Origin of the sequence: Achromobacter seleniivolatilans (genome assembly GCF_030864005.1) — a bacterium.
Taxonomy (GTDB): domain Bacteria; phylum Pseudomonadota; class Gammaproteobacteria; order Burkholderiales; family Burkholderiaceae_B; genus Achromobacter; species Achromobacter seleniivolatilans.
Genome location: NZ_CP132976.1, coordinates 3,222,285 through 3,244,743 on the forward strand (window position 1 = coordinate 3,222,285; position 22,459 = coordinate 3,244,743).

Here is a 22,459-nt window from a genome sequence, read left to right on the forward strand (position 1 = left end):
TTCTGGCGGTCTGCCTTCAGGCTTGCGCCTGCGCTTTATTCCAGAAATCCAGTATTGCCTGCACTGTTTCTGCAATCGTCAAATCAGACGAATCCAGCACGTGTGCGTCTGCTGCGGGAGCAAGGGGCGCCGTGGCGCGTTCGGTGTCGCGGGCGTCTCGCTCGCGCATATCTCGCAGAAGGTCTTGAAGATTAGCAGAAATTCCCTTTTCGATCAACTGCTTACGGCGCCTCTCCGCCCGGGCAACCACATCGGCAACCAGGAACACCTTCAGGGACGCATCAGGGAACACGACCGTGCCCATATCCCGCCCATCCGCCACCAGCCCCGGGGGCAGGCGGAAAGCGCGCTGGCGCTCAAGCAAAGCATGGCGCACGCCAGGAAAAGCCGCGATGCGGGAGGCAAAGTTACCGACCTCTTCGCGACGGATTTCGTGGCCGACGTCCACGCCTTTCAGATAGACATGGGGTCCTTCAAAACGCACATCCAGGGTCTCGGCCACGCGCGCCACGCCAGCCTCGTCCTCGGCGGCTACGCCTTGGTTCAAGGCGGCCAGCGCGGTCAGGCGATACAAGGCGCCGCTATCCAGCACCGCCCAGCCCAACGCCTTGGCGACACGGTGAGCCACAGTGCCCTTGCCGGAGGCAGTCGGACCATCGATAGTGATGACGGCTGCGGGAGAATCAATCGAAGAAGTCGAAGTCATTTCGGGTTTTCGCTAGGCCGATACCAGGCTTGCGTAGACATCAAAGTAACCCGGGAACGTCTTGCTGACGCAACCCGGTTCCAAAATACGCACTGCGGCCGGGCCGAAGGCCGCCAGCGAGAAACACATCGCCATGCGATGGTCGTCCCAGGTGCCGATATGCGCATCACGCCAGGCATCCTGTGCCGGAGGCGTCACCAAAAGCCAATCCGGCCCCGATTCCACTTGCGCGCCCAGCTTTTCAAGCTCGGTCTGCATGGCGTGGATGCGGTCGGTTTCCTTTACGCGCCAACTGCCGATGTTGCGCAGACGGCACGGACCATCGGCGTAAAGGGCCAGCGCGGCAGCGGTCATGGCGGCGTCGGGGATCAAATTGAAATCGGTATCGAAGGCTTTTAACCGTTCGCCTTGCGCGACCTGGATGCCCGACACTTCGATCCAATCAGGCCCATAGGTCACTTTGGCGCCCATCTGTTCCAAGGTGCCGGCAAAGGCCACGTCACCCTGGATGCTGTCCGCGCCCACGCCAGTGACGCGCAGCGGACCGCCGCCAATTGCGCCCAGCGCCAAGAAGTAGGAGGCCGTGGAGGCATCCCCTTCGACCGCGATCTGGCCCGGGCTGCGGTAACCCGCCCCGCCTTCAATCACGAAGCGGCTCCAGCCGTCGCGCCGCACTTGCACACCAAAACGCGCCATGAGATTCAGCGTGATTTCGATGTAAGGCTTGGAAATCAACTCGCCAACCACTTCGATCGTGACGGGTTTGCCGCTGCGGCCGGCTTGCAGGGGTGCGGCCAAAAGCAAGGCAGTCAGAAACTGGCTGGACACGGAACCCTGCACGCGGGTCACGGCATCCACGGCGATCTCGCCGCGACCGATATGCAGGGGCGGATAGCCGGGCTGGCCCAGATAATCGATTCGCGCACCCATCGCATTCAGGGCGTCGGCCAAGTCGCCTATAGGACGTTCGTGCATGCGCGGCACGCCCGACAAACGGTAATCGCCGCCCATCAAGGCCAGCGCGGCAGTCAACGGACGGATCGCCGTACCGGCGTTACCCATGAACAGATCTGCGCTTTCCACCGGAAAACGGCTTACGCCGTCCACCGTGACGCGGCCCGCATCAAGGTCTGACACCTGCACGCCCAACTGGCGCAAAGCGCCCAGCATGACGCGCGTGTCATCGGAATCCAGCAAGCCCGTGATGACCGTGCTGCCCTCGGCGATCGCAGCCAGCAGCAATACGCGGTTCGAAATGCTCTTGGAACCCGGCAGCGCCATCACGCCCTGCGCATGCCGCACACGCGGCAGGTCCAGATAAGGCAAAGCACTCATGTCTTTACTCCTTGCGCCAGTTGCGGCGCGCCTGGGCTGCGGTATCCAGCAGCGTCAGCAAGGCCGTCTCATCGCCATCGGCGATAGCGCGTTCGGCACGATCCAGCACGGCGCGCACATCGGCAAGCTCCGCCAGCATCGCGTCGCGATTAGATAAAAAGATATCGCGCCACATCTCCGGCGAGCCCGCCGCAATGCGCGTGAAATCACGAAAACCACTGCCGGCCAAGTCCAGGCGCGTACGGGCATCAGCGGCAGTGGCCACTTGTTCCATATAAACGGCAGACACCAGATGCGGCAAATGGCTTACCGAGGCCAGCACCCGGTCATGCGCATCGGCGTCCATATTGATCACGAACGCCCCGCAGGCCTGCCAGGCGCGGCGCACCAGATCGATCGACGTCTCGCTGTTTTCGGACAAAGGCGTCAGGATGACGTTGCGGTTGCGGTATAGCTCTGCATCGGCTGCCTCCGGCCCCGTGCGCTCGGCGCCCGCGATCGGATGACCGGGCACAAAGCGTCCGGCCTGCTCGGCCAGCGCCTCGCGTGCGGCAACGACCACTTCGGCCTTGGTGCTGCCCGCATCGGTCAGCACCGTGCTTACACCCAAATGCCCGCGCATCCGCGCCAACACATTTTTCAATCCGCCAACGGGCGTAGACAGCAGAACCAGGTCTGCGCGCGCAGCGGCCTCTTCGGCGCTAACCGCCTCGTCGATCAAGCCCAGCTCTACCGCACGCGCCAGGGACGACGCGTTGCGCCCTACCCCCAACACGCGGCCGACCTGCCCCGCTCGCCGCAAGGCGGCGGCAAAAGATCCGCCAATCAAGCCCACGCCAACAACAGCCAATACAGGAATCAGGGGGCCAGCGGCCCCCTGATCTGAAGAAGGTAACGCGTCGTTCATGCGGTCAGAATAGCGGTCAGGGCATCAATGAATCGGGCGTTTTCTTCCGGCAGGCCGATCGACACGCGCAACCATTCAGGCAGACCATCACCCGCAACCGGGCGCACGATCACGCCACGCTTTAGCAATTCCAGATTGATGCGCGGCGCATCGCCGACATGCACCAGCACGAAGTTGCCATAGCTGGGCACATAGCGCAGCGCCAGCCGGTCGAACGCAGCGCAAAGCTGTTCCTTGCCCGATTTGTTCGACGCATACGCTTCTTGCAGATAGGCGGCGTCGTTCAGCGCGGCAATCGCGGCGGCTTGCGCCAGCGTGTTGACGTTAAACGGCTGACGCACGCGGTTCAGCAAATCGGTCAGCACAGGCTGCGCCACCGAGAATCCCACGCGCAAACCCGCCAGCCCATAGGCTTTGGAGAACGTGCGCGAAATGATCAGGTTTGAATAGCGGCGCGCAAGCGCGGTGCTGTCAAAGCGGAACTCAGGACCCAGGTACTCGTTGTAGGCCTCGTCCAGCACAACCGTGACACGGTCGCCATGAGCCGCCTGGACGCGCTCCAGGAAGGCGGCGATCTTGTCGCCCGGCACGAACGTGCCAGTCGGGTTGTTCGGGTTGGCAATGAACACCAGGCGGGTGTCGTCAGCAATGGCGTCGAACATCGCGTCCAGGTCATGGCCGTAGTCCTTCGCCGGCACCACGATGTGGCGCGCGCCGCGCGCCTGCGTCGCCAACCGGTAAACCGCGAACGAATGCTGGGCATACACGGCCGATACGCCGGGTTGCAACAGCGCCAGCGCCGCGATTTCCAGGATGTCGTTAGAACCGTTACCCAGAGTGATCCAGTTCATCGGCACGCCATAGCGTTCCGCCAGCGCCGCCTTCAGGTCAAAACCATTAGGATCGGGATAGCGCGCCAGCGAATCCGCTGCGGCCAACATCGCTGCACGCGCCGACTTGGGCATGCCCAGCGGGTTCTCATTCGAGGCCAGCTTGACGATACCCGCCGGATCCAGCCCGAACTCGCGGGCCAGTTCTTCAATGGGCTTACCTGCCTGATACGGCGCAATGGCGCTGACGTGCTCAGGGGCAACGAGGGGCTTGGATGCGGTGGTCATTGTGTAGTCTCACGGGGCGGGGTAGGAACCCAGCACCTTCAGATAAGCAACCTGCGCCTGCAACGCGGCAAGGGCGCGCTCAACGTTCGGGTCATTGCGATGGCCCAGCACGTCAACGTAAAAGTAGTATTCCCACTGCCCGGTGCGGGCCGGACGCGACTCAAAGCGCGTCATCGACACACCGTTGTCCGCCAGCGGCGCCAGCATTTCGTAGACAGCGCCGGCACGGTTGGGAACAGCCAGGATCAGGCTGGTCTTGTCCTTGCCGCTGACCAGCGGCTGGATATTGCCGATGGCCAAAAAGCGGGTGCGATTATGCGGATCGTCTTGGATGCCGGCTGCGACCACCTGAAGATTCCAGGCCGGAGCGGCAACTTCGCCAGCAATCGCGGCGATGCTGGAATCTCCCGCAGCGGCGCGCGCAGCCTCGGAATTGCTGGATGCGGCAACGCGTTCCAGATCCGGGTAGTTGCGCGTCAACCAGCCCTGGCACTGGGCCAAAGCCTGCGGATGCGCCGAAATGGTCTTGATGCCGTCCATGCCGCCCGATTGCGACATCAAGCAATGACGGATGACGAGCGAACGCTCGCCCAGAATCGTCAGCGGCGTGTTCAGCAGCAGATCCAGGCTGCGGTTGACAGCGCCTTCGGTGGAGTTTTCCACCGGCACCATGCCAACATCCGCCTGCCCCGCTTCCACTGCACGGAACACTTCGTCAAACGAGGCGCAAGGCAGTTTCTGCACGGCATGGCCAAAATGCTCCAGCGCAGCCTGTTCCGAAAAAGAACCCTGCGGCCCCAGGTACGCAACGGTCATGCCGCGCTCCAGTCCCCGGCAGGCCGAGATGATTTCAGTCCACACTGACGCCACCCCCGCGTTCGGGAATGGTCCGGGATTCGACTGCTGCAAACGGCGGATGACTTCGGCTTCGCGCTCAGGGCGCAGCACCGGACCATCTGCCTGAGCAGCGTGCTTGGCTTCACCAACTTCAAGCGCGGCGCGCGCGCGCTGCGACAGCAAATCCAGAATCTGCGAGTCCAACGCGTCGATGCGTTCGCGCAAGGGGCGCAGCTTACGCTGCAGATCTTCATCCATAACGGCGCTCGAATTCCTTCAGGTACTCGACCAGCGCCGACACCCCAGCCAGGGGCACGGCGTTATAAATAGAGGCGCGCATTCCGCCCACGCTCTTGTGGCCTTTCAACTGCGTCAGGCCTGCCGCATCGGCGCCCTGCAGGAAAGCGTCGTTAAGCGATTCGTCGCGCAACACAAACGGCACGTTCATGCGCGAGCGCACGGGTGCGTGAATGGGATTGCGATAGAAGCTGCTACTGTCCAGAAAGCCGTACAGCAGATCGGCCTTGGCCTTGTTGGCGGCTTCCATGCCTGCGACGCCGCCGTTGGCCTTCACCCACTTGAACACCAACCCCGCGACGTAGATCGCAAACGTCGGCGGCGTGTTGTAGCGGGAGTGTTCTGCCGCCACGTTGGCGTAATCAAAGGCAGACGGGCAGATCGGCAATGCGTGGCCGATCAGGTCGCGGCGCGCGATGACCATGGTCACGCCCGCCGGGCCCGCATTCTTCTGCGCGCCGGCATACATCATGCCGCAGCGCGTCACGTCCATCGGACGCGACAGAAAATGTGAAGACGCATCAATGACCAGCGGCACATCGGGCGCGCCCAGCGCCGCGGTGTCGGGCCAATCCATGAACTCGACGCCACCGATGGTTTCATTGCTGCAAAGATGCAGATAAGCCGATTCCTTGCGCACCTGCCAGGTATCAACCGGCGGCACCCAGGTCAACGGCCCCTGCTCGCGCCCATCCAGCTGGACAGCTTGCTCGCTGCTTGCAGCCACATGTGCGCTGCCGTAACGGCCGGCTTCCTTGTACGAACGCTTGGACCAATGGCCCGTCACGACGAAGTCGGCAGCCGGCGAGCCGCGGCGTCCCATGAGATTCATGGGAACAATGGCGTTCTCCCCGGAACCTCCGCCTTGCATGAACATGATGGCGTAATCCGCCGGCAAGCCCAGCAGCTCGCGCAGATCCGATTCTGCTTCGTCGCAGATCTGCACGAAATGCTTGCCGCGATGGCTCATTTCCATCACGGACATACCGCTGCCGTGCCAGTCCAGCATTTCTGCAGCAGCTTGCTGCAGCACCACCTCGGGCAAGGCCGAGGGGCCTGCCGAGAAGTTCCAGGGGCGGGCCATTATTGCTCCGTAGGTTCCGTCGAGTCCGTCGAATCCGCTGCTGCGCCATTGCTGTCGCTGCTGCTGCCGTCCTGACCGCCGTCGTCCTGGCCGTCTTCGTCCAGTTCGCCGTCGTCGTCAGCATCACTTTCCACCACGCGACGAACGCCGGACAGCGTGCTGCCGTCGTCAACGTTGATCAGCGTGACGCCTTGGGTTGCGCGGCCCATTTCGCGGATTTCCGCGACACGGGTACGCACCAGAACGCCGCCAGTGGTGATCAGCATGATTTCGTCAGTCGGGTTGACCAGCACCGCGCCCACCACCTTGCCGTTACGCGAGCTGGTCTGGATAGCGATCATGCCCTTCGTGCCACGGCCATGGCGCGTGTACTCGGCGATCGGGGTGCGCTTGCCGTAGCCATTTTCAGTGGCGGTCAGCACAGTCTGCGTTTCGTCCCCAGCCACCAGCAGCGCAATGACGGTCTGCGTTTCTTCGAGCATCATGCCGCGCACGCCGCGGGCATTGCGGCCCATCGGACGCACATCGTTTTCGTCGAAGCGAACTGCCTTGCCGGAGTCCGAGAACAGCATGACGTCATGCTTGCCGTCGGTCAGGTCTGCACCGATCAGGTAGTCGCCATCATCAAGGTCAACAGCAATGATGCCGGCCTTGCGCGGGTTGGAGAAGTCGGACAGCGGGGTCTTCTTGACCGTGCCGCGCGACGTCGCCATGAAGACGAAATGATCTTCGCTGAATTCCTTGACCGGCAGCACCACCGTGACCTTCTCGCCGTCAGCCAGCGGGAACATGTTGACGATGGGCTTGCCACGCGAATTGCGCGTGCCTTGAGGCACTTCCCAGACCTTCAGCCAGTAAACACGGCCACGGTTCGAGAAGCACAGCAGGAAGTCGTGCGTATTGGCGATGAACAACTGATCGATCCAGTCGTTTTCCTTCATCGCCGTCGCTTGCTTGCCGCGTCCGCCGCGCTTTTGCGAACGGTACTCGGACAAGGGCTGGCTCTTGATGTAGCCACCGTGCGACAAGGTCACAACCATATCGGTCGGTGTAATCAGATCTTCGGTATCGAGCTCGGTCGCGTTCATCTCGATTTCCGAACGGCGCGAGTCCTTCGCGCTGGTCGAGAATTCGGCCTTGATGGCTTGCAGCTCGTCGCTGATGATCGTCGTGATGCGCTCGGGGCGTGCCAGGATGTCGAGCAGGTCGGCGATGGTGGACATGATGTCCTTGTATTCGCCAACGATCTTGTCCTGCTCCAGCCCGGTCAGGCGTTGCAGACGCATGTTCAGGATTTCCTGAGCCTGCGTGTCGCTCAAGCGATACATGCCGTCGCCTTGAAGGCCGAATTCGGCATCCAGGTCGTCCGGACGGAAGGCCGTGCGGCCTCCCGGCGTATCGCCATCGGCGCGCGACAGCATTTCGCGCACCAGCGACGAATCCCACGACTTCGCCATCAATTCCTGACGCGCGACGGGAGGCGTCGGCGCGGCCTTGATGATGGTGATGAAATCGTCGATGTTGGCCAAAGCAACGGCCAGGCCTTCCAGCACATGGCCGCGTTCGCGGGCCTTGCGCAGCTGGAACACCGTGCGGCGCGTAACCACTTCCCGGCGATGCTGCAGGAAGTAGTCGATCATCTGCTTCAGGTTGAGCAGGCGGGGCTGGCCGTCGACCAGTGCCACCAGGTTCATCCCGAAGGTGTCTTGCAGCTGCGTGTTCTTGTACAGGTTGTTCAGCACAACCTCGGGAACCTCGCCGCGCTTGAGCTCAATGACCAGACGCATGCCGTCCTTGTCGGACTCGTCGCGAATATCGGAGATGCCTTCGATCTTCTTGTCGTTGACGAGCTCGGCAATACGTTCCTGCAAGGTCTTCTTATTGACCTGATAGGGAATCGCGTCGATGACGATGGCTTGGCGGTTGCCCTTTTCCATGTCTTCGAAGTGGGTCTTGGCGCGCATGATGACGCGGCCGCGGCCGGTGCGATAGCCTTCCCGCACTCCGGACATACCGTAGATGATGCCACCGGTCGGAAAATCGGGGGCCGGGATGATCTCGATGAGCTCGTCAATCGTGCAAGCAGGATTGCGCAGGCAATACAGGCAGCCGTCCACCACTTCTTGAAGATTGTGGGGCGGAATATTGGTGGCCATGCCCACCGCAATGCCCGAGCTGCCGTTGACCAGCAGGTTGGGCAGGCGCGAGGGCAACAGCAGCGGTTCTTGTTCGCTGCCGTCGTAGTTCGGGCCGAAGTCCACCGTCTCCTGGTCGATATCGGCCAGCAGTTCGTGGGCAATCTTGGCTAGACGGATTTCGGTGTAACGCATCGCCGCGGCGTTATCGCCGTCGATCGAGCCGAAGTTACCCTGTCCGTCTACGAGCATGTAGCGCATGGAGAAGTCCTGCGCCATGCGAACGATGGTGTCATAAACAGACTGGTCGCCGTGGGGGTGGTACTTACCGATGACGTCCCCGACGATACGCGCCGACTTCTTGTAAGCGCGGTTCCAGTCGTTGTTCAGCTCGTGCATCGCGTAGAGCACGCGCCGGTGGACGGGCTTAAGCCCATCTCGCACATCCGGTAGCGCCCGCCCAACGATCACGCTCATCGCGTAATCGAGGTAACTGCGGCGCATCTCTTCTTCCAGCGAAACCGGAAGCGTCTCCTTGGCAAAGGAATCCATATATATAACGACAGAATCGTGTAAGGAGGAACCCGGGCCGGGTAAACAGGAAATTCTATCATTCGATTTGGGGAGCGGTCTGGACCCGCCCCGCAACAAGCCAATCGGCGGCAAGACCTGACAATGCCTGCCCGGCAGGTCCGCCAGTCTGGGCGCACCCCACGGGCCTGTTGTCAAAAACCAACATGGAAAACCGATGGAGCGCCGAAAACGCCATATCCAGCGTTAATGCGGCTGTCCAAGGAAGCCAAAGCCCCCCAAATGCCTTAAGATTGTTTCCAGCACGCAGGAAACCCAGTAGCTATTCCTTTGAACCAGCTCTTGGCGTTGCTATACTGGCCCCGTTTTCCTGATATGCGGCGGGGGTTCGCTGCGAGTCACTTATCCAGCTTCAAGCTCAACGAGGAGAAACATGAACAAACCCTCCAAATTCGCTCTGGCGCTCGCCTTCGCCGCCGTCACGGCCTCTGGTGTAGCTTCCGCGCAAACCGTGGACAACTGGCGCAACCCGTTCGGTAACGTTTGGAAAAACGGCACGAACGAACTGTGCTGGCGCGATGCTTTCTGGACCCCTGCTACCGGTATCCCCGGTTGCGACGGTGTCCCGGTTGCACAACAGAAGGCGAAGCCGGCCCCGATGGCGGCAAAGGTCGTGTTCAATGCTGACACGTTCTTCGACTTCGACAAGTCGACCCTGAAGCCCGAAGGTCGTCAGCTGCTGGACCAAGTCGCCCAGCAAGCTCGCGGTATCGAGCTGGAAACCATCATTGCTGTTGGCCACACCGACTCGATCGGTACTGACGCCTACAACCAGAAGCTGTCCGAGCGCCGCGCCGCTTCGGTCAAGACCTATCTGGTCAGCAAGGGTATCGACCCCAACCGTATTTATACGGAAGGCAAGGGCGAGTCGAACCCGATCGCTTCCAACAAGACGAAAGAGGGCCGTGCCCAAAACCGTCGCGTTGAAATCGAAATCGTGGGTAGCCGCAAGTAATTGCCGGACTAGCTACAATAAAGGGCCTCGCATAGCGGGGCCCTTTTTTTCGTCCCCAATTTCTCCGCCCGGCACCAGTATGGTGCAATGGCGTGTTTCCTTCGCGCCCTGCGCGTCGGCCCCTCTATATATAGCGTCGCTTTTCGCTGGACCGCCCATGACCACGCAAATTCACGACTCCACCCGCCCTGCCGTCAATGCAGATCAGGCTGAACTCGACAAGTTCAGCGCTCTGGCCAGCCGCTGGTGGGACCCCGAAAGCGAGTTCAAACCCCTGCACGCCATCAATCCGCTGCGGTTGGAATGGATTCAGGAATGCGCGGGCAGCCTGGCTGGCAAGAAAGTCCTGGATGTGGGTTGCGGCGGGGGCATCCTGTCAGAAGCCATGGCCCGCGGCGGCGCGGATGTGACCGGCATCGACCTGGCCGACAAATCTCTGAAGGTGGCGCGCCTTCACGGCCTGGAATCGGGAGTAAAGGTTGAGTACCGCAAGGTGCCCGTCGAGGACCTGGCCGCCGAGCAACCCGGCCAATATGACGTCGTGACCTGCATGGAAATGCTGGAACACGTACCAGATCCCGCCTCGATCGTCCGAGCCTGCTCGACGCTGGTCAAGCCGGGGGGCTGGGTGTTCTTTTCAACGCTGAACCGCAACGCCAAAGCGTTCCTGTTCGCGATTGTTGGCGCTGAATATGTGTTGCGTCTGCTGCCCCGTGGCACGCACAGCTACGACCAATTCATCAAACCCAGCGAACTGTCCGCGGCTGTCCGCGGCGCGGGTTTGCAGGCCGTAAGCATGCGCGGCATGGAATACAACCCCATTACCCAGATCTACACGCTGTCGTCCGACACCTCGGTCAACTACCTGATGGCTACCCGTAAATGAGCGCACTGATCCTGTTCGACTTCGACGGCACCTTGGCCGACACCGCCCCCGATTTGGCCGCAGCCGCCAATCATCAGCGCACCCGACGCGGCCTGGAGCCGATGCCCTATGAGGCGCTGCGCCCCGTGGCATCCCAAGGCGCTCGCGGGCTGCTGCGCGTTGCCCTGGATTTGAAGCCAGGCGACCCTGACTACGAGCCCACTCGCCTGCAGTTCCTGGAAGACTACGCGGCGAACTCCACCGTTCACAGCAAATTGTTCCCTGGCATCGAGGAATTGTTGGCTGACATCCGCCGCCGTGGCATGTCATGGGGCATCGTCACGAACAAGGTCACCTACCTGACGCTGCCGATCGTCGAGTTCCTGGATCTGACGCGTGACAGCGCTGTGCTGGTCTGCGGCGACACAACCGCCCACGCCAAACCGCATCCGCTACCGCTGCAACATGCTGCGCGCGAAGCGGGATTCTCCGTGGACCGTTGCGTGTACGTCGGCGATGATCTGCGCGACATCCAGGCGGCACACGCCGCCGGCATGCCCGCCGTGGCTGCGGCCTACGGTTATGTGGGCGAAGAAGACAATATCGGCTCGTGGGAAGCGGAAACTTGCGCCAACACGCCAGCAGAACTCTGGTCCGCTATCCAGCCGCTGCTGCCCCGCGATCTGCGCTGACCAGCTTGCGGCGGACCGCTACTGCGGTTCTGCCGCGCAACCCAACATCAAGACTCAGCTGTTGGGTTGCGATTGTTCGAGCATATTAGTTAAGCACGCCGAACAATCTATCCGGATTCAGGATCTTTATCCTGATTCCAAAGTCCCTTAAAGTGTCACTCATGCACGGCACTCGGGTGCCTCCCGATTGCCGTTCCGGCTGATGCCGGCGTTCCGAAACATTCGTTTTCGCAACTGATCTCCGCGCTGATGGCCAGCCACCCTCGCGCACTGTGTCCGGTTTTGTGACCGCGCACCTCTGACCTTTTAGTCCGACTACAACGCCCTACCCCCGCGCGCCGCCCCAATCGGCATCGCGCCAGAGGAATGCCTATGCTTTTGCCCATCCTGTTACTTTCCGCCGCTGGCTTTACCATCTTGACGACCGAATTCCTGATCGTCGGCTTGCTGCCCGGCTTGGCCCGCGACCTGCATGTCACCGTGTCCCAGGCTGGCTTGCTGGTGTCGCTCTTCGCGTTCACCGTAGCCGCAACCGGGCCTCTATTGACCGCACTGATGGCCAATATCGAGCGCAAGCGCCTGTTCATTGGCGTTTTGCTGCTGTTCGGCGTGTCCAATGCCGTGGCAGCGATGGCGCCGAACATCTGGGTCATGGCGATTGCACGCTTTGTTCCGGCACTGGCTCTGCCCGTGTTTTGGTCGCTGGCCAGCGCCACCGCCGTGGAACTAGTCGGGCCGGCGCGTGCGGGCCGCGCCATCTCCATGGTCGCCTTCGGCATCGTTGCAGCCACCGTGTTCGGCATTCCCATTGGCGTATTGATCTCGGACGCTTTCGGGTGGCGCGCCGCCTTCTGGGTTCTATCGGGCGTGGCCTTCGCGAAAGCTCTGCTGCTGCTGATCACCTTTCCAAGCACCCGTATCCGCGCCAACAGCGTCAAACTGGTTACGCAACTGCGTATCCTGCGCAATCCGATCGTGCTGGGTCATGTGATGCTGTCCCTGCTGGTCTTTACCGGCATGTTCACCGCGTATACCTATCTGGCGGACATGCTGGAACGCTTGGCCGGTTTTAACGGCCAGATTGTTGGCTGGACCATGATGGCCTTTGGCGCCGTGGGACTGATCGGCAACACGCTGGGCGGCCGCATGGTCGACCGCAGCCCGCTGGGCGCGACTGCCCTGTTCTCGTCGTTGATGGCAGCGGGACTGGCCTTCGTGGCGCCCGTGATGCAATCCCATGGTTTGCTGGCTGTAGCGTTGGGAATCTGGGGCATTGCGCAAGCCGCGCTATTCATTGTTTGCCACGTGCGACTGATGAAGGCGGCCCCGGAAGCGCCCGCATTTGCCGCCTCGCTGAACATTTCAGGCGCCAATATCGGTATCGGCGTAGGTGCGGTGGTTGGCGGTCATGTCATCGACAACTACGGATTGGCGTCGCTGGGCTTGGCCGCAGCCGTAATTGTGGCGGTTTCGGTTGCCTTGGCCTTCCTGCTAATGGCCGCAACGCGGCCGCGCCAGCAGACCAAAACTGCCTGCGCCAGCGCCGCCTGACCCCTGCGTGTGTCCGCCGCGCCACGCCTGAAGAGGCGCGCGCGAACACCGCAGCAGGCTATGGCGTTTCCCAGTACAATAGAAGTTCTTGGGGCCGATCCGGATTCGACGTGGGTCGCGAAACAACTCAGGGCATGCCGAGCACCAGTTCGCTCGTTAAACCACTGGAAACACTACAAACGCCAACGACGAGCGTTTCGCTCTCGCCGCTTAAGCGGTGAGCCGCTGCACTGATCTGTCCTTGGGTCAGGCGGAGGAAGGCAACTTCCTAGGGGGGTAACCCTCGAACCGCAGCAGTGACATTCACAAGGAATCGGTCTGCGCTGGGGTCACACGGCTCAGATTTAAATTACGTGAATCGCTTTGGTCCGGCCTGTCGGTTGGCTAAGTCCAAAGTTAAAACTAAATAAATCGACTACGCATGTAGAACTGATTGCAGAGGGCTTGCGGACGGGGGTTCAATTCCCCCCGGCTCCACCAAATTCTCTAGTGCTATCAAGCACTTACAAAAGGCCAACTTTTAAAGTTGGCCTTTTTTTTCGGGCTGTTTTAGGTGGGATGGCCCGCCAGGTCCCACTTTTGAGGTGTACCTCACGCAAGGCCCGTAGCCAGGATGCACCGTTTTCGCCGATGCAGTCCTGCCCACTAGCGAAAGCGCTACTTCTGGACCGGTGCGTTTGCCAGTGCTTGCTTCATTGCGTCTGCTGCTTGTTTGCATGCAGCATCTTGAGTCGCGACTGGCATATCCGCCATCTGTTTTTTCATGGCGTCATATTGCGGCTTCAGAGCTTCTGCCTGCGGGTTCGAACCAAGGAAGGTATCGATTTGCTTGAAGTACTCCACACAAGAGGGCGCCAGGTCAGCCGCAAAAGTGGCAGTGGAGAGGCAAGTCAGGGCCAAGGCAGCCAGGATTTTTTTCATGAGGGGATGCTCGCGTAGGAACGAAATGTTTAAGGTGGGGAGGAAGCAGTATTCGTTTCTCAGCAGCGGCGGGGCTCGCGAAATTTCACAACGAAGCGTGGGAATATTCTGAAGAGCATGTGTACGGCCGCGGGATGCCAGAGTCCCCCATACAAGATCCAAGACTGAAGCCTTGTACGGACAGGGCAACGCTCAACGTCAGCGACGTGGGATATTTTTTTGCTTGCGCGGCCTGCTTGAAGGCGTATTGCGCATTTGGCTTCCATCTTTGCAATGCTTGACTCATCCGCGCTCATCAAGCCCTCGGTAACGAGTTATCGTTTCGGTATTGTGTTGTGACGCAGCGACTAGCCAAACGAATCTAAAAGTAACTGCGTATGTGGCGTGTTGCACACGCCTTAGCAGCGCGTCTGCTAATACCCGGCCCTAATTTTCTCTATAGGAAAAATGGGCCAAAACAGATCCCCAAAAACGCCATTCACCGGATATGTCCCCTACATTAAGTGGGCGCGAAATAATCCGTCACATATTACGAATACTTTCAAGACATAATTGATGCAGGGATTGCCAACTGCGTCTGTGAGGTCACTCTTGCGATGAAAGTCCTTTCCATATTCGGGACCCGTCCTGAAGCCATCAAAATGGCGCCTTTGGTCCATGCGCTGCAGCGCGACCCGCAGATTCAAAGCGTGGTCTGCGTGACGGGGCAACATCGGGAAATGCTGGATCAGGTATTGGCGCTGTTCGACCTGAATGCACAGCACGACCTGGACATCATGGTGCCGAACCAGACATTGAATGGTCTGTACGCCCGGCTGATCAGCCGGGTGGACGGCGTTCTGGAAGCCGAGCAGCCCGATTGCGTCCTGGTGCACGGCGATACCAGCACCGCTTCTGCTTGCGCGCTCGCGTCGTTTCATCGGCGTGTACGGATCGGCCATGTCGAGGCAGGATTGCGTACTGGCAATCTGGCCATGCCGTTTCCCGAAGAAATGAACCGCCGCGTGGTGGATGCTGTCGGCGATTGGCTGTTCGCTCCGACATCGGAATCGCGCGCCAATCTTATGCGTGAAAATCTGGCTGGCCAGATTACGGTGACCGGCAATACGGTGATCGACGCGCTGGCGATGACCTGCGCGAAACTCGAGCCCGGCAGTGCGCTCGCACGCCAATTGGATGCGCGATACGACTGGCTGGATACATCGCGGCGATTGCTGCTGGTGACCGGCCATCGGCGCGAGAGCTTTGGCGACGGCTTCAAGAACATTTGCGCGGCGCTTGCCACCTTGGCGCGACGCGACGACTTGCAGATCGTGTATCCCGTGCATCTGAACCCGCAAGTGCGCAATGTGGTGATGACCGAGCTGGCCGGTTTGCCCAACGTACATCTGATTGATCCGCTGGATTACCTGGACTTTGTCTGGTTCATGCAGCGTGCGTATTTGATTCTGACCGATTCAGGCGGGGTGCAGGAAGAAGCGCCCTATCTGGGCAAGCCCGTGCTGGTGATGCGCGATGTCACTGAGCGCCCGGAAGCCGTGCGCGCAGGGACGGTGGCGCTCGTTGGCACCGATACGCAGCGCATCACCATTGAAGTGAATCGTTTGTTGGACGACCCAGGTCTCCACCAGTCCTTTTCGCGGCGCATCAATCCTTACGGCGATGGCCGCGCCAGCCTGCGCATCGTGGACACGCTGTGCGGCCGCGCTGTGTCGGAATTCGATCCCTACGGATCAGCGTCCCCTTCGCCCGCCTGATGCCCCCCGCAATGTATCCCCTGCCCGGAGCCCCCATGCCCCACCCCTCCCCCTATTCGCCCGTTGCCCGCACGTTGTGCCGCGCCCTGATGGCCGCCGGCCTGCTGCTCCCGATGGGCGTTATGGCCAGTCCTGCTGGCGATGCGCTACGGCACTTGCAAGGCGACGACTGGGTAACACGCAACACCACGCTGCAAGATCTGGGCATCACGGAACCTGTCGTGTTGAGCAGTAGCGATGCACGCCAGGAGTTCTATCTGCCGGTACCTCGGGGCGTGCCCATCTCCGATGCGACCCTGAACTTCGACGCCAAGTACACCAAGGGCGAACCGGGCCGGACCAGCATGGTGCTGTGGGTGGACGGGGTGCCACAAGCGGCGCAACGCATCGCCGATGGCGACGGCTCCGTGGCCCGCACGCTGAATGTCGAACAGCGCAACCGCGCTACGGGATTTCTGCGGTTGGGGGTGGATTGGCAGTCGGAAATCGCGCTGCGGCATTGTGAGAGCAATCGCGCCACGGCCAACGCGCTGACCATATCTCCGCAAACGCGGCTGTCGTACCGCTATGACGCATCGGCCATTGGCAACCTGGATGACGCCTGGGGCACGCTGCCCGGCAGGCCCGTGTTGATGGTGGCGGGCGCCAAGCTGGATCAGCAAGCTTTCGACAGCGCTTGGCGCATCGGTGTGGCCATGGAGCGCACCGGCAAGCGGGTTGCGGTCAAGGGCTTTCCGTCGGTAGGCGACGAGGTTGACACACGCGGACTGCAAGTGCCCCCGGGCCTGGGCCAGATCCCCGCGTTTGCGGCACTGTCGAATAGCGAAAAACACAAGCTGGCCAGCCCCGCGGAAATCGGCGCGCTGCTGGTGATGGGCGCCCCCGCCGTGACCGGAGACGTGGTGATCTCCGACGCATCGCTGCGCGCCAAATACAACGAAGCGCTGGATGCCTTGAAAGCGCAATTGGCGGCAGATACCGATGCCGCCGACGCCTTCAAGGCCTGGCGCCAACAGCGCATGCCTCTGGCAAATGCGGACGTGCCGTCCAAGGATATCCGCTTGGTGTCTTTGGGCCGCCAGGCGGTGATCGCCGTGGCTGCGGATGCGGGCGCTCAAGGCGCAGGGGCCTTTGATACGGCGTGGCGCCGCATTTTGGTCACGCGTCAGGTCAACGTAAAAGCAGCGATGCCGCCGCAGACCTTCCTGGACGGCGGCTTGCGGCTGACCACGTTGGGCGGGACGGCCGACAGCTTTGACGTCGTTGCGCGCGGCGACTGGAACACGACATTCCCGCTGGCATCCGTATCGGCCGACGGTCAGATGCCGGATGAGCTCGTAATGGATCTGGCCGCGGCGCCCGGCGCATCGACCACGCGACCCGTGGCCTCGGTGTTCTGGAACGGCATTCTGCTGGCCGCCAAGCAATTGGATGCCACGGGCAAGCCTGAGCGGCTGACGGCGCGCGTGCCTGGGTATGCGCTGGGTGTCACCAATGCCGTGCGCGTCACGTTCCAGCGTCAGCCGGTCTCCGTCGATTGCAATGAAATTCCCCAGGGTTACCCGGTGAATGTCCTGCCGACCAGCTACGTCAAGCCGGGCAAGGCGCAACCCGATGGCACCTTTGTGGGCCTGCTGCCGCTGCTTGCCAGCACCCCCCAACTGATCATTCCCGATACCTATCTGGCGGATGCGCCCGACAATATCAAGCGTGTGATCGGCATCGCCTCGGCAAGCGGCGTATCGGCAACCCGCGCCGAGCTGGCCGTAACGCCCGCCGGACAAGCCGTCAAACCTAACCGGCCATTCCTGGCGATGGAAGTCGCGGTGGACGGAGCCAAGCCGTTGGTGCAAGTCACCGACCGCAAGCAGTTGCGCGTGGCCGGCAAGGACACGGCCTGGCTGGACGTCACCGGCCTAGACCATCTGAGCACTGCCGAAGTCGTCAGTGCCGGGGGCCAGGACGGTTTGCTGTGGCACACCTTGGGCGAGCATCCAGCCACGCTGGATGCGCCATTCGTGCTGAACCGTGGCAACGTCGCCATCATCGGCGCGGCAGGTCCATTGGCGTGGATTGACAGCGCCAATCCTGACGCCAGCCATCCTCCCGGCGCGGGCGAGAGCGCCTTCTTTGAATGGCGCCGCTATATCTCGTGGAGCGTCCCCGCCATCAGCATTGGCATGCTCGTGCTGATCCTGATTCTGATCGTGGCCTTGCGCGTGAACCGCAGAAAGAACAAGGACACCAAGTAACCCGGAGGATTAAGCACCATGTCCTCGCTTTACTGGCCCTATTTCATCGCGGATTACTACCGCGGGCTGGAAATCGTGACCGCCGTCGTGGGCGTGATCATCCTGCTGTCGAGTCTGGATGATCTGTTCATCGACGGTTGGTACTGGCTGCGCGAACTGCGGCGGTCGCTGACGATCAAGCGCCGCTACGTCGCGCTGTCTGCGGAACAATTGCGCGCGAAAGAAGAGCAGCCACTGGCCATCATGGTGCCCGCCTGGCTTGAGTACGACGTGATTTCGTCGATGCTTGAGACGATGGTGTCGACGCTTGAATACAAGAATTACATGATCTTTGCTGGCACCTACCAGAATGACCAGCGCACGATCGACGAAGTGGAGCGCATGCGGCGGCGCTATCGCCAACTGGTTCGCGTGGAGGTGCCGCACGATGGGCCGACATGCAAGGCGGACTGCCTGAATTGGATCGTGCAAGCCATCTTTGCGCAGAACGAAAAACAGCCGGTGCCGTTTGCCGGCGTCATTCTGCATGACAGCGAAGACGTGCTGCACCCGCTTGAACTGAAGTACTACAACTATCTGCTGCCCCGCATTGACTTCATCCAGCTGCCTGTCACGTCATTGGAGCGCCACTGGTATGAATTGGTCGCTGGCACCTATATGGATGAATTCGCGGAATGGCACACCAAAGATCTGGTCGTGCGCGAAAGCCTGTCCAAGATGGTTCCATCCGCTGGCGTGGGCACCTGCTTCTCGCGTCACGCGCTGGAAGTGCTGGCGGCGGAAACGAACAACCAGCCGTTCAACACCGACACGCTGACCGAGGATTACGACATCGGCGCGCGTCTGGCCCAGCGCGGCATGAAGCAGATTTTCGGCAAGTTCCGGGTGGAATATGTGACGCGCCGCCGCTCATGGTTCGGCCTGGGTCCAGAGAAAATCTCGACGATCCGAATGCCCTTGGGCGTACGCGAATATTTTCCCAACACCTTTCGCACCGCGTATCGGCAGAAGGCGCGCTGGACGTTGGGGATCGGTCTGCAAGGCTGGCAGCAGGTGGGCTGGACAGGGTCACTCGCGACCCGGTACTTGCTGTTTCGCGACCGCAAGGGCTTGATCACGTCCTTCATTGCGATCCTGGCTTACGTGCTGCTGGCCAACTTCTTTATATTCTTCCTGGCTGATAAATTTGGCTGGTGGACGGTGTATTACCCGTCGTACTTCAAGCCCGGCGGCTGGCTCGTCACGCTGATGTGGATCAACGCCGTTGCACTGCTGCTGCGCGTGGTGCAGCGCTCGTACTTCGTCGGCCGCATGTATGGCTGGGAGCATGCCCTGTTGTCGATACCCCGAATGATCGTCGGCAATTTCATCAATGCGATGGCCGCGGCCCGTGCCTGGCGCTTGTTCATCATGCATCTGATCACCGGCCGGCGCCTGGCCTGGGACAAGACGATGCATGACTTCCCCACCACCGATCAGCTGTCGCAGCAACGCCAGCGCCTGGGTGAACTGCTGTTGTCCTGGCAGGCGATCGACCAGGCGACGCTGGCGCAGGCGCTGGAAATCCAGGCGCGCGAGAAAAAACCATTAGGCAAGATCCTGATGGAGCAAGGATGGCTGGACGAACGCACGCTCACTGAAGCCATCGATTTTCAACAGGCGGGACAGGCAGATAGCCGGCCGCCGCACGCAGAAGATAAACCCGCTACGACATGACGCTCCTGACCCGTTCGCTCATTCTGTCCGCCGCCCTGGCGTGCGCTTGGGCCCCCCTGCCGGCTACCGCGCAAACCCCGGCGAGTGCGGAACAAGCGCCGCTGGAAGGCGCCGCCTGGCAGTTTGCCAACGACGGCTATAAAAACTACGACGCGGGCAACTACGCGCTGGCGCAGCGCGAGGCGGAATCGGCCATCGCCCTGCGTCCCGATGTGGAGCGCCTGCATCTGCTCCTGATTTATTCGCTGCAAAAACAAGGCAAGCTGAAAGAAGCCGACCAGGCCGCTGCCAATGCCATCAAGAATGGACTGGACACGCCGGCGCTGCGCCAGGCACGAGCGAATCTGCGCCCCCAGACCACGCGTCCGGCCGCAGGCGCCGCCAGCGGACCCGCCACCACGGCGGCCTATCGGCGCGGATTCCCCATCGCCACGCGCGCATACGCTGACTACAACCGCGCCGACTATGCCGCAGCGGCCCGTGGGGCGGAACAGGCTTTCCGCATCGATCCGAAACAAGGCGCCTGGGCCATGTTGTGGCTCGATGCGCTGGAAGCCCAGAACCTGTTTGCCGAAGCCGAGGCTGCTGCCGACAAGGCAATAACCTTGGGCGCGCCCAACAAGAACGACCTGACGGCACGCCGCCAGACGTTGAAGCGGCGCATGGCAATCAAGCCTGCCGAGCAGGGTTATCAAGCATTGATCGCGAACCGGCCGGGGGATGCCGTGCCGCTGGCACGACAGGCGGTTGCCTTGGCCCCCGACACCGCCAGCCATCGCCTGTTGCTGATGACCGCCCTGATGCTGGACAACCAGTTGCAGGCCGCGGAGGACGCCGCTACCGACGCAATGAAGCAGGATGACGAGAACACCGTTGCACTGGTGATGCGGGCCTATCTGCGCCAGCGGCAGGGCAAGACAGACCTGGCGAATGCGGATTTCGATGCAGCCTTAAAGCAAGACTGGCTGGACGATGACCAGCGGCGCAACATCCGCCTGATTGCCACCGACGCGTCGCTGGCCGCTGGCGAAACCGCGCGCGCCCTGGCCCTGCTGCAACCGCTGGGCGCCAAGGACGACGCGGCACAGGCCCGCGTCAAGCGAGCGCGGTCTGCACCCTCTGTTCCGTCTACGCTGACTCTCGCCAACTATCCCGCCCCCGTGCAGGATTGCCGCGACACGCCTTATGGCACGTCATGCGAGCTGCTGCCGTCCGACGCCGCAGGCAGCGGCGGCCCGGCATCACTGGCCTACGCCGCTTATGCGCGCGAAGACTATCCTGAAGCCATCGCCCAAGCGCGCAAGGCCGCCGAGCAAGACCCCACGAATAAAGAGCTGCAGCGCTTGCTGACCACGACCCTGGCAGCGGGCAATGCCGCGCAGTTGGCCGAAGCCGACAAGCGCTTGAGCGAAGCGCTGACTGCCCAACCCGACGATCCCACGCTGCTGATGCAGCGAGGCTATCTGCACCAGCGCATGAAGCAGCCCAAGCTTGCGCTGCAAGATTTTCAGGCCGCCCGGGCCACGGGCAAAGCGCCGCCCACCGCGATCATGGACGAGGGATACGCGCTGGCGGGCGTTGGCGACAAACGCGGCGCCGTCGACAAGCTGAAAGAAGCCATTGACGAGGCCGACGCAGGCAAGCTGGAACTGACACCGCAACAGCGCTTTGACACCCGTAGCGGCATTGCCGGCCTGGATCGCGAATGGGGCGGCTATGTGTCGGCGGGCTATCGTGGCGCGCGGCCCGCGTCCGCAGGGCTGGGTGGCGCAGCCATTACGGTCCCGGGCGACGCCGTTTTCAGCACAACGGAAATCTTCTGGCGGCCTTCCGATTTCCTGAATTCGTCCACGCAGACCTTCGAGCTGTATGGCCGTCTGTCCAACACCCTGTATGACAAGGGTGGCAAGACCACGGGCCAGACCGTGTCCGATCCCTGCGGCAACGGCGTTATCGACGTCAGCGAAACCAGCAACCAGGGCATCGCTGGCGTGCCCACCACCGTGGGCGCGCTGGGCATGCGGTTCACGCCGTCCACCGAAGTCGGCCTGACGTTCGGGCTGGAACGGCAATTCAATCTGGGCACGGCCACCCGACGCGGCACGTTCAGTCCGGACCCGTCGGCACTGCGTTGCGCCCTGAACCGCGACAACCAAACCGCACACTACGAAACCAACGCCGGCAGCGGCGGCTGGCTGGCGTACGTCACCTATGGCATGTACGAGGGCACGACGCTGCGCATCGACCGTCCCGACTGGTTCACGATGGAAGGTTATGTGCAGGCCGGTTATTCGTGGCAGGACATGCCGGCGAAATTCTGGCTGCGTGACAATACCACCGGCGTGGACGGCGAAAAGTCGTCGGGCAAACTCAAGCGCGACCAGGCGTTTGGCGCGGGCGAACTGCGCATTGGCCGCAGTTACCGCATGGATGCCATCAGCGACCGGCTCGTGCTGTTCCCGTATGCCGTGATTGGCGGAGACTGGTTATCAAACCGCAACCGCGTATCTGGCATGACCATCGCCGGCAGCGATTCCTACAACCTGCTGGGTAACGGCTCGTCGTGGTCCATGGGCGCAGGCCCGGGCGTGAATGTGCGCTACTGGTTTCGCGAAGATCACTACAACGCGCCACGGTCATACATGGACCTGACCACGCAATACCGTTTCAACATCGGCGGAGGCGCGGCTGACCGCGCCCGGGGCCTGTTCATCAACCTGACCTTGTCGTACTGACGACG

16 protein-coding genes and 1 other RNA gene are annotated in these 22,459 nt (G+C 61.6%); 9 read left to right on the forward strand and 8 right to left on the reverse strand.

The annotated features are described in order from the left end of the window. Positions 1 to 16 precede the first annotated feature (16 nt). From cmk to gyrA, 7 genes are read right to left on the reverse strand one after another with little or no spacing between them, the layout of a single operon-like run. Positions 17 to 706 (reverse strand): (d)CMP kinase, encoded by a 690-nt coding sequence (gene cmk, locus RAS12_RS14540; protein ID WP_306951089.1) that lies wholly within the window; start codon positions 704 to 706, stop codon positions 17 to 19. A 12-nt stretch (positions 707 to 718) separates the two neighbouring features. Next, entirely contained in the window at positions 719 to 2,041 is a 1,323-nt protein-coding gene (aroA, locus tag RAS12_RS14545; RefSeq protein WP_306951090.1) for a 3-phosphoshikimate 1-carboxyvinyltransferase, read from the reverse strand. Between the two features lie 4 nt (positions 2,042 to 2,045). Beyond that, on the reverse strand, positions 2,046 to 2,948 hold the full coding sequence (locus tag RAS12_RS14550) for a prephenate dehydrogenase (RefSeq protein WP_306951092.1): 903 nt from the start codon (positions 2,946 to 2,948) through the stop codon (positions 2,046 to 2,048). Further along, positions 2,945 to 4,066, reverse strand: a complete 1,122-nt coding sequence (hisC, locus tag RAS12_RS14555; RefSeq protein ID WP_306951094.1) for a histidinol-phosphate transaminase — start codon at positions 4,064 to 4,066, stop codon at positions 2,945 to 2,947. Before hisC ends, RAS12_RS14550 begins: the two co-directional genes overlap by 4 nt. Before the next feature lie 9 nt (positions 4,067 to 4,075). Then, entirely contained in the window at positions 4,076 to 5,161 is a 1,086-nt protein-coding gene (pheA, locus tag RAS12_RS14560) for a prephenate dehydratase (protein ID WP_306951096.1), read from the reverse strand. After that, entirely contained in the window at positions 5,154 to 6,284 is a 1,131-nt protein-coding gene (serC, locus tag RAS12_RS14565) for a 3-phosphoserine/phosphohydroxythreonine transaminase (protein WP_306951099.1), read from the reverse strand. Before serC ends, pheA begins: the two co-directional genes overlap by 8 nt. Continuing rightward, the gene (gene gyrA, locus RAS12_RS14570; RefSeq protein ID WP_306951101.1) at positions 6,284 to 8,971 is read right to left on the reverse strand and encodes a DNA gyrase subunit A; all 2,688 of its coding nucleotides are present in this window, start codon (positions 8,969 to 8,971) and stop codon (positions 6,284 to 6,286) included. The genes serC and gyrA overlap by 1 nt, the downstream gene beginning before the upstream one ends. A 412-nt stretch (positions 8,972 to 9,383) precedes the next feature. On the opposite strand from gyrA, the gene ompA reads away from it, so the two are divergent. From ompA to ssrA, 5 genes are all read left to right on the forward strand, one after another. Then, positions 9,384 to 9,965 carry an outer membrane protein OmpA gene (gene ompA / locus RAS12_RS14575; protein WP_006225153.1) on the forward strand — a complete coding sequence of 194 codons (582 nt, stop codon included), beginning with the start codon at positions 9,384 to 9,386 and terminating at the stop codon, positions 9,963 to 9,965. A gap of 157 nt (positions 9,966 to 10,122) precedes the next feature. After that, a complete protein-coding gene (gene ubiG / locus RAS12_RS14580) occupies positions 10,123 to 10,851 on the forward strand; it encodes a bifunctional 2-polyprenyl-6-hydroxyphenol methylase/3-demethylubiquinol 3-O-methyltransferase UbiG (RefSeq protein WP_306951103.1) in 729 nt (242 codons plus the stop codon). Further along, positions 10,848 to 11,522, forward strand: coding sequence for an HAD-IA family hydrolase (locus RAS12_RS14585; protein WP_306951105.1), 675 nt, complete (start codon positions 10,848 to 10,850; stop codon positions 11,520 to 11,522). Before ubiG ends, RAS12_RS14585 begins: the two co-directional genes overlap by 4 nt. Positions 11,523 to 11,894: 372 nt before the next feature. After that, positions 11,895 to 13,073, forward strand: a complete 1,179-nt coding sequence (locus RAS12_RS14590) for an MFS transporter (protein WP_306951107.1) — start codon at positions 11,895 to 11,897, stop codon at positions 13,071 to 13,073. Between the two features lie 90 nt (positions 13,074 to 13,163). Next, positions 13,164 to 13,553, forward strand: a transfer-messenger RNA (tmRNA) gene (ssrA, locus tag RAS12_RS14595). A gap of 177 nt (positions 13,554 to 13,730) precedes the next feature. Here ssrA and RAS12_RS14600 read toward each other — a convergent pair. Continuing rightward, on the reverse strand, positions 13,731 to 13,994 hold the full coding sequence (locus RAS12_RS14600) for a DUF5339 family protein (protein ID WP_306951110.1): 264 nt from the start codon (positions 13,992 to 13,994) through the stop codon (positions 13,731 to 13,733). 596 nt (positions 13,995 to 14,590) lie between these two features. On the opposite strand from RAS12_RS14600, the gene wecB reads away from it, so the two are divergent. The 4 genes from wecB to RAS12_RS14620 are packed head-to-tail and all read left to right on the forward strand — an operon-like array spanning position 14,591 to position 22,454. Beyond that, complete coding sequence (wecB, locus tag RAS12_RS14605) at positions 14,591 to 15,751, forward strand: non-hydrolyzing UDP-N-acetylglucosamine 2-epimerase (protein WP_306951112.1); 1,161 nt, start codon at positions 14,591 to 14,593, stop codon at positions 15,749 to 15,751. Positions 15,752 to 15,786: 35 nt separating this feature from the next. Then, complete coding sequence (locus RAS12_RS14610) at positions 15,787 to 18,003, forward strand: cellulose biosynthesis cyclic di-GMP-binding regulatory protein BcsB (RefSeq protein ID WP_306951114.1); 2,217 nt, start codon at positions 15,787 to 15,789, stop codon at positions 18,001 to 18,003. Positions 18,004 to 18,021: 18 nt separating this feature from the next. Then, entirely contained in the window at positions 18,022 to 19,719 is a 1,698-nt protein-coding gene (locus tag RAS12_RS14615) for a glycosyl transferase family protein (protein WP_306951116.1), read from the forward strand. After that, on the forward strand, positions 19,716 to 22,454 hold the full coding sequence (locus RAS12_RS14620; protein WP_306951118.1) for an NfrA family protein: 2,739 nt from the start codon (positions 19,716 to 19,718) through the stop codon (positions 22,452 to 22,454). Before RAS12_RS14615 ends, RAS12_RS14620 begins: the two co-directional genes overlap by 4 nt. Positions 22,455 to 22,459: the final 5 nt, after the last annotated feature.

Excerpts from the sequence above, each read along its gene's own strand:
- RAS12_RS14615 (WP_306951116.1), top strand. The coding sequence starts at position 18,022 with ATGTCCTCGCTTTACTGGCCCTATTTCATCGCGGATTACTACCGCGGG.
- hisC (WP_306951094.1), bottom strand. The coding sequence starts at position 4,066 with ATGACCACCGCATCCAAGCCCCTCGTTGCCCCTGAGCACGTCAGCGCC.
- cmk (WP_306951089.1), bottom strand. The coding sequence starts at position 706 with ATGACTTCGACTTCTTCGATTGATTCTCCCGCAGCCGTCATCACTATC.
- RAS12_RS14620 (WP_306951118.1), top strand. The coding sequence starts at position 19,716 with ATGACGCTCCTGACCCGTTCGCTCATTCTGTCCGCCGCCCTGGCGTGC.
- pheA (WP_306951096.1), bottom strand. The coding sequence starts at position 5,161 with ATGGATGAAGATCTGCAGCGTAAGCTGCGCCCCTTGCGCGAACGCATC.
- RAS12_RS14610 (WP_306951114.1), top strand. The coding sequence starts at position 15,787 with ATGCCCCACCCCTCCCCCTATTCGCCCGTTGCCCGCACGTTGTGCCGC.
- RAS12_RS14590 (WP_306951107.1), top strand. The coding sequence starts at position 11,895 with ATGCTTTTGCCCATCCTGTTACTTTCCGCCGCTGGCTTTACCATCTTG.
- RAS12_RS14585 (WP_306951105.1), top strand. The coding sequence starts at position 10,848 with ATGAGCGCACTGATCCTGTTCGACTTCGACGGCACCTTGGCCGACACC.
- wecB (WP_306951112.1), top strand. The coding sequence starts at position 14,591 with ATGAAAGTCCTTTCCATATTCGGGACCCGTCCTGAAGCCATCAAAATG.
- RAS12_RS14550 (WP_306951092.1), bottom strand. The coding sequence starts at position 2,948 with ATGAACGACGCGTTACCTTCTTCAGATCAGGGGGCCGCTGGCCCCCTG.
- aroA (WP_306951090.1), bottom strand. The coding sequence starts at position 2,041 with ATGAGTGCTTTGCCTTATCTGGACCTGCCGCGTGTGCGGCATGCGCAG.
- gyrA (WP_306951101.1), bottom strand. The coding sequence starts at position 8,971 with ATGGATTCCTTTGCCAAGGAGACGCTTCCGGTTTCGCTGGAAGAAGAG.
- RAS12_RS14600 (WP_306951110.1), bottom strand. The coding sequence starts at position 13,994 with ATGAAAAAAATCCTGGCTGCCTTGGCCCTGACTTGCCTCTCCACTGCC.
- serC (WP_306951099.1), bottom strand. The coding sequence starts at position 6,284 with ATGGCCCGCCCCTGGAACTTCTCGGCAGGCCCCTCGGCCTTGCCCGAG.
- ompA (WP_006225153.1), top strand. The coding sequence starts at position 9,384 with ATGAACAAACCCTCCAAATTCGCTCTGGCGCTCGCCTTCGCCGCCGTC.
- ubiG (WP_306951103.1), top strand. The coding sequence starts at position 10,123 with ATGACCACGCAAATTCACGACTCCACCCGCCCTGCCGTCAATGCAGAT.